Genomic DNA, 13,159 nt, shown 5'->3' with positions numbered 1-13,159 from the left:
GCTGATGGAACCTGAAGAGATTGCTCAGTTCAACGACATTGTGGATGCCATTGAAGACGGCACCCTGATGGATAACTACGACGCGTTTATTCGCACAGTCCTCACCTTTATAAAAGACAAGGTGGTGCTGCTTGCCACCGCCCCTGCACCAATAGCCTCACTGGTGGAATGCGGCTTCGGTTTCCTTGACGGTGCTATAACTGCAAAGGCTTTAGAATCCGCATTCAGAAACTATGGGGATGCAACCGGCTACTGGGATCGCAGCCAACGTGATGACCGCGACGCGCGGATTATTCGCGTGGTGTTTTTCCTATCGGATACAGATTTTCTTACCAACGTCACCCCCGACGACCAACAAGACTCACACATCGCTCACTTCGTGAACACCCTCTATGAAATCGATGGTGGGCTGGGGCTGTGTGAAAAGTTTCTTGAGTATTTGGAACGTGGCTCGATTTTGTGAGTGAGGGAAGTTGTATACAAGGCTCTGACAATTTGAGCGCGGGAGTTTTGCATACTATCTGATTTGAAAAGTATGCAAAACGGTAGGCACGTGAAGTGTCAATACTTTTTACACAGTGAATGTCAGCACTTTGTGCACACCTACCCTTCCTACTCTCGCTGTGCGCCCCACGGCACGCCCCTAGTGGGATATGAAAAAGGTGGGAGCGCAAAGCTAATGTTTCAACCGGTAGCTTTGTGTGCTCAACTCCTCATAGCCCGGTTTATCGCCGGAGGTATGCCGCGCCCACACCTCAGCAAACAGGTGTGAATAGGGGATCATGGGTGGGCAGCTCACCACCACGGGGCGGCACTTTGTGTCTTTCCACAGCAGGTAGTGGGTGGCTTTCCATGTTTCCATCCCCGGGCCATCATCGGTTTTATCGAGCCAGCCACCGGGGAGGAAAATTTTACGCCTTGATCCGGGCCGCTTCCCAGCCACAACGAGTTCTTGGGCAAGAAGTTCCTCTTGGGCCTTATCTAGTTGCTTTTTCGTCCACCTGTTCCAGCGCCGCACGTTCATGTCTGTGGGGTTGGCCAATGCCAAAAGTTGCAGGTAGTAGCGGGCGGTGTCAGGGCTGAGGTTGAGAGTGGATGCCACATCGGTGACGATGGTTGGGGCACTGACGGCTGGGTCCTGTTGCACGCCGGAGTGTGAGTGTCCGGTCGTGAGATGCTCAATCAGGGTGTCAAGGTAGCTTTCTTTGACAAGCTGCGGGGCGATCTTGTCTATCCATATCCCAGTTGTGCGAGCTTTTTGGTAGTCGCAGCCGAACACAGGTGTATCGGAGTGTGTAGGGAAGGTGCCTATGTAGTTCAGTAGTGCGGCGATGTGTAGTGCTGGTGGGCTTCCTGCGTCCACTGTTTGCGCCAAATACAGGTAAGTGGGCAACAGGCACGCCACGTTAGTTTCGTGTGAAGGTTCTCTGCCGAAGGACTGATGTGGGGAATCGTCGTACGCTATGTGCTTCCGTTTTGCTGCGCCGAGTCGCGGATCGGCGTGAAACTCAGGGGTGATTACGTTGCCAAGTTCGCTGGGGATGTGCGCAAGCATTTCGTCGGTGAGGTGAATCCACGGCTTACCCCACAGTTTTTCCCACGCCACCTGAATCTTCGACACGTCCGGTCCTGTGCGCAGGAAGTCCTTATGCCATCCGCACCCAAGGATCAGTCCGTGGAATCCGCCGAACAGGTCGAACTGAGACCAGCTGAATCCGTGTACACGAGACTGGGTAATCTTCAACATCGTGGACATGATGTCGTCTTCTCCATAATTCCCATTTCCTGCATTGCTGATGATTGATGTGTACGCCCCACTTAAGAGGCTTTCCCATGCGCTGGCGGGAAGCGTGGATACGGCGGCTGCCTGCGCGGCTACATCCTTGATGGTTACCTCATCCCAGCAGGGTGTCAGCTGCGTGTCATTCTTCGCGCGGTTTGTGTGCCACGCAAGAATCTCATCGAGTGCCGTTTGGAACTCGGCTGCTGGCACGAAAAGGTCATCCCACGCGTGGGTTTCCGGTGCATCGCTTGTCGACGCCCTCACCAGGCGCACCGAAAAGTCCTTCCCCGCGACTGAAATGTCCCAAAACTTCCCCTCAGGCTGCTTCGACGATACGTCCGGGGTTTCAATTATTCGCCACGTGCCCAACACCTCGTTTTCCACGCACCACGATAGAAGTCGGTGGTAATCTTGCACTTTCTGTAGCGGTTGACCTGGGCAGGAAAGCCACGCGAGCCACATTTTCTCCTGACCCACAAAATCGGAAAACACATAAGAGTGTAAGGCAAACTCACTGGAAGCATCCTGGGGTAGGTGTAGCATCTTTGCCAATTCATGGAGTGATTGACGCAGCTTCACGCTGAAATGACGCCCTAAAGTTGGTGGGGCGGGAATCACCGGCGTGGTCGATGCAGGTTTTGCCACCACATCGGCAGGCTTTTCCGGTGCAGCAGGTAATTTCGCAGGCTGCGACCCTGGCGTGAGCGGCACACTACGGTACAGGAAGGTGAGAAACTTCGGCAGTGTTTCCACCCACGGCACAGTAATCACCATCCCACTGACCTGGCTCACCTCAACAATGATTCCCGCAATTGCAGCAGCAAGAGTTTCATCACCATCAGCAAACTCAAGGATTTTCGCCGGGTTGGCAATCAAAGCCGCAGCTTGCTTAGGCGTGCACTCGCGCATCCGTTCACTCACCTTTTCGTTGCGCACACGAAGCTGATGCAACCCCGCGAGTGGGAGACGGGTCAACACATGATACTCACCCCTATGATCCCGCGACGGTGCTATCTCGGTTTCCGTCGCGGCGTCGAAAAGCGAAGGCCCCACCCCGGTCTTCGCAGGTGGGCGCACATACCACACATCACCCAACGGCTTTTCCATAGCTTGGAAAGCACCCATTGTTGAGTAAAATGTCCCCAATGGACTGACCCACCACCATCTGCTAGGCCCAGCCGTCAACGACACACCAAAATGGCGGCCATCCGCCACACCCACCGGGGAACCCGCAGTCGACTCCCGCACGCTGGCCGTAAAACTCAAAGCAACATTAATCTCAGCACTATTCTCGCGCGCAACAGCAGTAGCCTCCAGCAACTCAAGACCCGGCAACACCCCCGCCACAAACTGACGATTCAACTCCTTCGCCGAAATCTTCTCCCCACCCGGCAGCACCGTAAAACTTGTCGCATCCGCAAAATTTGTTGCGTACACCGGGCCAAACCCCAACTGCAACCCCTCAGGCTCCGAAGGCAAATCACCGCCGGCAATCGCCGTCGGGCCGATAACCAGCGTGCCGTCAAAATAACTCACATACTCGCCAGGTGCACATACATAAACCGACGGCGTAACCGCATGCAACACCCCTGCAGAAAGCCACATCCACTGATAACTATCACGCTTCGAATGCCCGACAATCGTGACAAAAACATCATCACCAGTAGGGACCGTGTGCAGCACATCCGGTGTAGGCAACTCACACACACGCACCTGGTCACCATCAAAAATATGCAACGTCTGAAACCTACGCACAGAAACAAACGGAAACGCCGCCGACACAACCGTACGCTCCGTAAACGGCTTCGGCACAACCTCCTCAAACTTAGGCCACGCATACTCCACCAACGTGCCACGCTGAAGCCGCTTTGCCAACTCCACACCAGGATCAAGATTCAACAGATCATCCACCAACTCCGGAAACACCTCCCGCAGCTGGGGCGCGCGGACAAACCGATCATCCCACTCAAGCAACTGCCACGCAGCCAGCGACCCCCGCGCCCGAACCTGCGCATCCCGCAACCCCTCAAGCTTCCACCGCACCACCGTCCGTGTTGCCTCACCACCCAACAACAACTCCGCCGAATACCACAACGCCCGCAACGGCAACCCATCAACCAGCCACGACCGCTCAGGACGCACCGGCTGCGACCCCACAAACGCAACCAACGCCGAAAGATCCCGCTCATGCCTGCGCAACCACGAACCAAAATCCAGACGATAATCTTCCAGCTTCACACCCTTAAGCGTTGACCACCGCATACCCGCAGCAACAAACGCATCCAAAAAATCAAGATGATAGTCCGAACTCTTGGTCACACAAGGCACCCCCACAAGCACATCCCTATTACGATCCACCGCATCTACAAACAACCGATTCGTTTTAGCAAAGAACCCCGTATGGCGATTCCCATGCGCAACCACCACATCCAACCACTGGGCAAACCGCGCCGGGTCGGCACACAATGGTTCCCACAGGCCAGTCGTGTTGAGCATTTCAACGTAACGGTTTAACGTCCACTCTTTGGGGATGGACTCATAGAGTGCCTCGGCGAGCTCAGGGTGGTCGTGTACAAGCGTGGGAAGGTACCCAAAAATCTCCTTGAGCAGCTCAGACGATGAGTCGGGGAAACTGCGGGTAGGGATGTAGTCGGCGAAAAAGTCCAGTTTAACCGCCTGCATGTCTAACCCCAGGGGCGCGGCTAGACCAGACAGATCCTGGAAAAACTGGGTGTATAGTCCCGCACCGGCATGCGCCTGGATAAGCACGAGGTTGCGGAAGTAGTCGAAGGCTTCCTGCGGCTTCAGGCGTGTGGCTACGTCGCGGGCTTCCTGCCGCAGCGTTTTCCCACTCAAAGCCCCATATCTTGCGAACTCCGCGAACGCTTGGGCATGGCGCACAGGGTCAATGCTCAGCCCGTGCTTGTGTTCCATATCGCGGGCTTTCCCGAAAAACTGTTGCGCAAAACTAATGTTCTGGTGTGCAACGAAGATTCGGGCGACCTCCTCCAAGAAAGTGGGGAGGATGTGTGGCGCTGACTTCTCCACAGCCGAAACTAGGTCATTGATGCGCTTGCGTACCTTCGCCGGCTCAGACTTTGCTTTTCGACGCGCCCACGCCACGTCCGCCACAAGATTAAGGGCGTGTTGCGCATTGTCGGGGTCGTTGAGGATCACCCACGCGGGGAAGCCAAGGGCGCGATTCGGGGTGGAACCGACAGTGGTGCGTGCTGATTCCGTGAGCCCGAAAGTGGTGAGAGTGAAAGTCTCCGCCGCAATAAGTGGTTCCGCCATCAGCCGGACAATGGGGGGTACCAAGGATCGGCGTGGTGTAAGTCACCGCAGCAAGAGGCACGTTATCAGCAGTTTTGGTGGTGCGAAGAGGAATCACTGTGACACAACTTTCTGGTGGCGGAAGGTACCAAGCGGATAGGAGTTTTATACCGAATTGTTTTCAATACTGTTGGGTGGAGGGCCTAGCTGCTCATAGAGAAACCGCAACGGTGGAGGAATCGAATCAAGGTGGGGAAGCTTAACGTTTGCTCCAGACATCCACTGGGTTCCCGGTATCATTCCGGCAATGGCGGCTGCCAAGGTTTCGTCACCTTCGGCAAAGTCGAGGATGGCCAGTGGGTTTTCCAAAAATTCGGCGGCTTGACCGGTGGTACAGGAACGCATCTTGGACGAAACCTTCTCGTTGCGGACACGAAGGTGGTGAAAACCTGACACGGGCAGGGAATTGAGGGCATGGAAATCGCCTGCACCTGTGTACGGTGGGAAAAACTCGGTGTTGGTGGTGGCGTCGAAAAGCGTAGCAGTGCGGCCGAAACTGTCTTTACGGATCAACCACACTGGGCTGTCACCATCACCATCGGTGTGGCCGGGTATTGGGACCACGCCGAAAGGTTTACCAGTAAAGCAGAAGGCGCCCAGTGGCGTAATGCACCAACTTTTGCCGGGCTCAGAATCGCTGGTGAAGCAGAAATTGTAGTGTAGACCAGCATCAACACCCAGCGGGGAATCTTCGGTGGTGTCAGTTGCCGGCACCACGAAGCTTTCCGAGAAATCCAGCTCGGCATCCCCTGGCAGGAACCCAAAAGCAGCTTCTGGCAGCGGCACACCTGGAAGCGTACCAGCACGCAACTGCGCATTGAACTGCGCGGTTGTCAAAGTTTTAGTACCGAGGAGTACAAAGACGATGTCTTCGTCCTCCTCCCACGACTGCACATACACCGGCCCCACACCGATGTGTGTGCCCAGCTCGAACGTGGATACTGGAGTGCCAGGGGCGATGGGGTAGGTGACAAGGTGCGGGACACCGTCGATCGTGAGGGGATAATCCCCCTCGTAACAAAACTCTTCCGCGTAAATAGGGCGCGGAATTCCCTCGGAAAGCCACATCGACCGTGATGCGATGGTGTGGCGGTCTTCAAAAATAATGAAAACATCATCATCGGTGAGTGAAACCTGATAAACCTCCGGGTTTTCGGTTGTGTGGAAAACGCGTTCGTGGGTTCCATTAATCAGATAAAAATGCCCATCATCTTCAATAAACACCTCGGGGAAATGCCCCAAAACCGACTGATCCTTGCCCAGGGTGTGGGGGCCTACGATCTTTTCAAACGTGGGCCACGAGTATTCCGCAATCGTTCCGCGCCTGATCTTTTCGGCCAGCTCCGCAGCGGGATCCGCCCCCATGATCCCCGCACACGCGTCCGGGTTGATCGCCTCAAGACGCGGATCTTGGCGAAGATTCTCGAAACAGGCGAGCTCTTCGTCCAAAGCAATCCAAGTCGAAAACGAACCGGCCGCCGCACGCTGCTGGTCGTTGAAGCGATCAATCCAGCGGGCTACCAGAGCCTTTGTTGGGGGATTATCGAAAAGGGCATCGAATACGCGCCACCGACCGCACCTAGTGACGGAATCAAGAAGCTGCTGCTCAAGATCCGAACATGCGACAAGATGGCTCAGATCGCGGTGGTGATTGTCCTCCCACGCACCAAGGTCAAAGTGTGTGAAAGCACTGGGGTCTTCGATGCGGGTACGCACCCTGACACCCAACTCGCACAATACATCCGCGAAATCAGGGTGAAACCTGTACTTATCCTCTGACCACGGGGATTCGACCCCAATAGTGATTGTTAGTCCCTCTAATGCTGTGCCGGTTTCCAGCAAAGCCTCCAGACACTGCTTATCGGTTTTGCTAAAGAACTTTGTGTGGCCCGCACAGTCAACCACAGTGCTGAACCAGCGGCGCAGTCGATCAGGATCGTTGCGCAAAACCTCCCATAGCCCAGACTTGTCAAGCATGTGAAAATAATCAACGAATTGCCACTTCGGAGGGATAACCGTGAGCAAGATTTCCGCACTATCAGGATGCCTAGCAATCACGTCGGGAAGCAGCTGAGCGATACTTTCAAGTGGACCCGCGGCGGTGTCGCGAAAAGCGGGAGTGCGCAAGTACGCCGCAACAAAATCCAGCTCAACTTCCCCTAGATCTATCCCGCACTGCGTGCTTACATGATGCAGGTCGGCGAAAGCCTCCTCATATAGGCTTACCCCTGCATGCGCTTGAGCAAGGAGAAGCTTGCCGAAAAACTGGCACCTATCCTGCGGCGACATCTCCCCAGCATCACGGTGCGCTTCGTAGGACAAGGTGGCGGCGTCGATAAGCCCAAGGGCCGCGAAATCGCGGACAACTTCGATGGTGTCGGGAGTGCGGCAAAGCCCGCGTTCAGCCTCACGCGCGTGGCTAAAAAAGTGCTGCGCATGATCAAAGTTTCGGGTGCCGACAAAGATTCGGGCGACCTCGTCTAAGAAAAACTCACACAGCTTCGGGGCAGTTTCGCGCAGTTTGGCTGCGGTTTTCTCCGCCCAAGCACTGATTTTTTCGGGATCTGCGATTGCTTGTCGACGCGCCCACCGTAGCCGCGCCACAAGCCTGCGGGCGCGGTGTGCGTGTTCGGGGTTGTGCAAGAGCGTTCTTTCAAAAAAGCCCAAGCCACGCGGTGACGTAAACCCACAAAAGGACTGCCCAGTTGCAGATAAACCACACATGCCTAACGCTTCCACTTCGCTATCCACGATGGGTTCTGGGCACAGCAGAACAATCGGATGGGAAAGTGCAGGTGAGCGAAAGGCAACCGCGATAAGCGGGGCATTCGTGGGGTGAGGAGAAAAGCGCAGAGCAATCATGGTGAGGGGTGAGATGAGGGCGGTTGGTTAGTGCAGATCAACAAAATTGTAGCGAGCAATAATCACCCATGTGTGCGATTTGCGAGGAATAACATGCCGCCGCTGCTACGCGGGCTCAACGAATATTTTCTACCTGGAGCACTGCTAGAAAGTGCGATGGGGCGGCCTAGTTTGGCGTCGAAAAGCACATGACGCCAAACCGTGCGCACACAAGTGGGGAGCCCTTAAAGTAAGTCAGGTTCACTAGGGGTAACCTGGCTAATCTCATGGGGTGTGGCAATACCCAGCGATCGTTGGAGTCTTATCCTCCCTGTGACAAGGTGTCGAAGTCATCTTTCGCCAGAGTATTACAATCGGAGCCGAACGGGGTTGCGTAGTAGTATTCCACACCAGAAATTGGCATCTCAGGGTACTGAAACTCACGGATAAAAATGGTCAGGGAGCGGTAGGCACCTTCCCCTATTTGTTCCTCCCAGCAAAGCTGATGCTCTTTCATTTGCTGCCCATCTTCAGTTTGAAGGAGGAGTGGGTTCGGAATGCTGGTGATTTCCGCATACTTCATGCCATTGATCTCCCCAAAAGCGCGATCTTCACCCAATGTAGTGCGAACCTTCTCAAGGATCTGTTCGTATGTGACATGGGGATAATTACCCATCCACCTGTGAATTTCTGGCTCATATTGCCGCAAATGTGGAAATGCTTCAATGACTGATGGGTCGTATTCGTTGAAGGAATGACGATGAATATCGACTGCGCCTTCGGGAGCTTGCAACCCCAAAAATCCCACGTCGGTATCCGCCAGAGGTGTCTTATTTTCCACCGAAGTTTTTGGTACAGGGATCGAATGGGACGTTGTGGGGGCGGCTTCTGTCGTTTTGGGTGTATCAGAATTCGAGCAACCCGCAAGAACCAAGGAGCAGGCGGTTAAAGCAAGTAATTGCTTCTTCATAACAATCACGTCCTCAAAAATATGGCGGTCTTATTTCAAAAGCTTAGAGGGATTAGTGGCGGGATGGGGTTGTTTTTGAATAGGTGATGTGACGAGTGTGAATCGTCCCTGCTAGTCGACGAGATTGCGTCTTTGAAAAGGGGGGGATAAAACCGAGGGCGCAGCACGCTTAGCGGCAAAGGACCTGCGATCGTGTCGATTGGAGTAGGCGGGGTCTTCATGCCCTATCGCAAACCCAGTAAGATTCAGTGATCAGCGCAGGTCAATCATGATGGTGCGAAACTAAGGGCGGTTGGTTAGTGCAGATCAACAAAATTGTAGCGAGCAATAATCACCCATGTGTGCGATTTGTGATGGAAAACTGCACCCCCGCTGCCACGCCAGAAAGCCACAGCGCATCAAGGGGAGGGGAAGCGGCGGGACGTGTCGGAACGCAGATACTCAAGGAGGTTTAATTCACACGCAAAATTGGAATTATTGTTGCTGGCCACGGCAATTCCCGCTTCAATCTGATCCGCAACCACGCGTGCTGCCGGAGTGCCCGGGGAAACCACCTGCGCCAGGCAGGTAAGCACAGGAAGCCGATCCTGCCATGAGCATGCAGATATTTCATTGCCGTCTTGATTATTAGCGAAAAACAGCTGGGCAAGCTGCGGATACATCGAGCGGGGGATCTGCTCCAGCCACTCATCTTCGCAATGAATCCACGGCTGACCCCAACGCCTAGCCCACACAGCTTGCAAATTTTTCATGGAAGGGCCCTCTAGATGGAAAAGCGGGTGCCACATTTCGGCGAAGAAAAAGCTCGGGAGCTCCAACGTGAAAATACTAGTGGGAGTATTCACATACTCAGTCACTGCCTTATGAAACGCCGTGACATTCCGTATGTTTATTCCCGCAGGCGGGCACGTGTGTGGCCTGCCCAGAAAATGGGTTTCAAAAATGCGCACCCACACGCTCTTAGGCAGGGGAGTGAATAAGGCTGCTTCCTGCGCTTTCTTCTGAAGCAATTCCCCAAACGGATTCTTGGTGGGATGGTTCGCGGGGGATCGCTTCTCGTGCCAGATAAGGATCTGGTCAAGGGCGTAGCGGAACTTATCAGTGGGCACAAACAAATCCTCAACGCGGAATGCAACCGGTGGTGTGGTGGTGAGGACAGGATTCCACAACAGGTTTTGTTCATTATACAAATAGTGCACTAGGGAATAATCCTCCCAATGCTCCTGTACATGCGGGTAGGCGGAGTGTGCAGTAATGGGGGTTTGACGCCACCTACCCAACACACCATAAGTGGCACACCACGAAAGAAACCCGTGCCAACGCTGCACCACATTAAGCGGAAGATGCGCACGCGAAAGCGCTGTTAGCCACAGCTTTTCGCGGCCAATGGTATCCACAAACTCCCAATCGCTGAAATCAGCGGCACCTTCTATTAGCGGGTGGGCAAGCGCCGCCGCCACCCGGTGAACTGCTGCGACAAACTCGGCGTCAGAACCATCCGACGCTAACCGTGGCGGTTGGGGAATACTCAATTCAGGCATGGCGGTAGAGGATCAATCGTCGTAGAGGTGGGTTAAAAAGTTGGGCACCGAATCGTAGTAAGGCAACGCACAATTTGAATGGGAGATTTCGCGAATATCCGCGATCATTCCCGCAATCGCAGCAGCAAGAACCTTGTCCTGCTCAGCAAAATCGAGAATACTCAACGGATCATTAATCAGCTGCGCCGCCTGATCCAGGGTGCATGAGCGCATTTTCGCACTCACCTTTTCATTGCGCGGGCGAAGCTGGTGAAACCCAGCAGGCGGAAGCAAGTCTAACGGGTGCTTCCCACCTGAAGCATGACGAGATGGTGCGATAGAAAGACCCGTTTTGGCGTCGACAAGCGTATGCCCCCTGTGGCGGTTATGTGTCTCGCGTAAATGCCACACGCCGCCACCAGGGCGTGCAATTGCTTGAAACTCTTCATATGTCGGCTCCTGGAAAACGCCCAACGGGCTGACATAAAAATACTCCACGTCGTCGGTGACGAGCCCTATTCCGAATAGCCGATTATCCTCCACCCCAAAAGGGGAAAAACGCGTGGAATCTGTAGTCGAAACCGTAAAACTGCTATTAAACCACACCCAGGCATTATGCGAAGCCGCAACAGCGGACGCAGCTGGAATATCCAAACCAGGAAGAGACTGTGCCGCAAACTGTGCGGTGAAATTATCCTCAGTAATCCACGTACTATCGGGGAGAACTTTAAACTCAGAATCATCGAACGACGAAATGGCGTAAAACGGACCAAAACCAAGCATTTGGCCACCCGCATTATTTGCGGCAGTGGTTGCGGTGATCGCTACGGGGCCAGCATAAAGCGTGCCCTCGATAACGCGTGGATAATTGCCCTGAATCGTGCCTTTCTTCACCGTGGAAAACGAACGGGAAATCCCTTCAGAAAGCCACATCCACTTTGGCTCATCGGTGTCCGCCACGGTGAACGAAACAAACACATCAGTTTCAGTGGGAATAACCAGGTTGATCTCAAAAGGTGGCCGCTGAAATTCGCGCACCTGATCACCATCACACACACGAATGTGCCGCTCGCTCACCAGTGAAACCCATGGGTAGGTCGCAAAAATCTGGTAATCCTCATCCGCCAAAGCCTCAAACAATGGCCACGTATACTCCACCACAGTGCCGCGACGAAGGCGCACAGCAAGCTCCTCAACGGGATCGCAGTGCAGAATACCCGTGACTGCCTCCGCGTTGAGCTCGCGTAGACGTGGGTCATCAATGAAGGGGCGAAAATCCTCCACCTTGTACCATGCCTCCTGTGATCCGGTGGCGCGTTTTCGCTTGTCATGTAACGTGTCCAGCGTATCCTTGACCACATTTCGCGTAGACCCGTAACTGAGCAGAACATCAAGATTGTGTACAAGGTCGGTGGGGTCGATGTCGAAAGAGACATCCCTACGCGACCCGACCCATTCCACCAAAAAGCTCAGGTCACGGCTGTGGTTTTTGATCCACTCGGACAGTTCAATGTCAAAGTGCTCCTCAACGTCAGAGCGCACCTCACCCCGAAACGGGAAGATAGAAAGTTGCGCCCCCGCCCCAAGAAACGCATCCAAGTAATCGGGGTGAAACACCCTTTGCCGCACAGCGATCTTCACCCCATTGAGTTGCCGTTTATTTCCGTCAATGGCGGCTAAAAGATCCTGGTGGGAATTGAGGCGAAAGAAATTAAAATGCCACTGTGAATTACCGTGGTCAATGATAAAAGACAGCCACGAAGTAAATGACGCCGGGTTGCTTATAAGCGGCTGCCACAAACCAAACTTCTTTAACCCCTCCATATATAGAGCTACATCCCATTCCCACGCATTAGGTATTTCACGGAAAAATCGTTCAGCTAAATCAGCTCGTGAGCTGAGAATACTGGAAATAATTGGGCACCATTTATCGAGGAAGCTCGCAGACTCCTGAAAGAACCCCGCCGTGGACAAGTAGGCCGTAAGAAAATCCTGGGTGACTTCCGCAACGGGCAACCCACACTTCGCGCCAAGCCTAGCTAAATCCGTGAGGGCATCCGGGTACGTTGCCACACCAGCGTTCGCTTGGGCGATGAGGAGATCGAAGAAAAACGCATAAGCACCAGCAGGTGAAAACCGCTGACTTGCGGCTTTAGTCTCGCGGGAAAACACTGGCCCACTTATAACCCCACGTCCCGCGAATTCGTGCATCACACTGTCATGTCGCTTGGGATCAATGGCTATACCGTGAATCTCTTCGATTTCGCGGGCGCGACCAAAAACCGCCGACGCCTGTTCAGCGTGCCTGTGCTGTGCGAGGGCGCGTGCAACCTCCTCAAGAAAAGTGGGAAGAAACTGTGGTGTTGTTGCGCTTAATTGGGTGATGAGGTTGTCTGTGAATTCTTCGACGTCTTCTGGGTGTGTTTTTGCTTGTCGACGCGCCCACTGGAGGTCTTTGACAAGCTTGAGGGCGTGGTGCGCGTTGTCGGGGTCGGTGAGGATGGGGTGTGTGGGGAAGCCGAGGGCGCGATTGTGGGTGTGGCCGACTGGGGTGTGGGTTTGTTGGACCATCCCTAGGGATGTGAGCATGGCTGTTTCCGCTGGTACCAGGGGTTCGGGTAGTAGTTTGACCAGAGGCTGTGCGCCACGTGTGGGGGTGCGGAAGGTGACTGCGATGAGCGGGACGCTTGAGTGAAGTGTCTTTTTGTTCAT

General features: G+C 54.3%; 6 protein-coding genes. 1 reads left to right on the top strand and 5 read right to left on the bottom strand.

Going from position 1 to position 13,159, the window contains the following annotated elements:
- Positions 1-4: 4 nt before the first annotated feature.
- Positions 5-463: a hypothetical protein gene (locus tag CMUST_RS10435; protein WP_047262470.1), complete on the top strand. Its 459-nt coding sequence runs from the start codon at positions 5-7 to the stop codon at positions 461-463.
- Positions 464-676: 213 nt separating this feature from the next.
- On the opposite strand, the gene CMUST_RS10430 is transcribed toward CMUST_RS10435, so the two are convergent.
- The 5 genes from CMUST_RS10430 to CMUST_RS10410 form a co-directional block, all read right to left on the bottom strand.
- Entirely contained in the window at positions 677-5,077 is a 4,401-nt protein-coding gene (locus CMUST_RS10430) for a hypothetical protein (protein WP_047262469.1), read from the bottom strand.
- 144 nt (positions 5,078-5,221) lie between these two features.
- Positions 5,222-7,978 carry a hypothetical protein gene (locus tag CMUST_RS10425; RefSeq protein WP_047262468.1) on the bottom strand — a complete coding sequence of 919 codons (2,757 nt, stop codon included), beginning with the start codon at positions 7,976-7,978 and terminating at the stop codon, positions 5,222-5,224.
- A 301-nt stretch (positions 7,979-8,279) separates the two neighbouring features.
- Entirely contained in the window at positions 8,280-8,927 is a 648-nt protein-coding gene (locus CMUST_RS10420; RefSeq protein ID WP_047262467.1) for a hypothetical protein, read from the bottom strand.
- A 398-nt stretch (positions 8,928-9,325) separates the two neighbouring features.
- Complete coding sequence (locus CMUST_RS10415; RefSeq protein WP_047262466.1) at positions 9,326-10,468, bottom strand: hypothetical protein; 1,143 nt, start codon at positions 10,466-10,468, stop codon at positions 9,326-9,328.
- 12 nt (positions 10,469-10,480) lie between these two features.
- Positions 10,481-13,159 (bottom strand): hypothetical protein, encoded by a 2,679-nt coding sequence (locus tag CMUST_RS10410; RefSeq protein WP_047262465.1) that lies wholly within the window; start codon positions 13,157-13,159, stop codon positions 10,481-10,483.

The organism is Corynebacterium mustelae (genome assembly GCF_001020985.1).
GTDB classification, from domain to species: domain Bacteria; phylum Actinomycetota; class Actinomycetes; order Mycobacteriales; family Mycobacteriaceae; genus Corynebacterium; species Corynebacterium mustelae.
The sequence above is the reverse complement of the archived record's forward strand: the minus strand, read 5'-3'. Positions and strand labels throughout refer to the sequence as shown.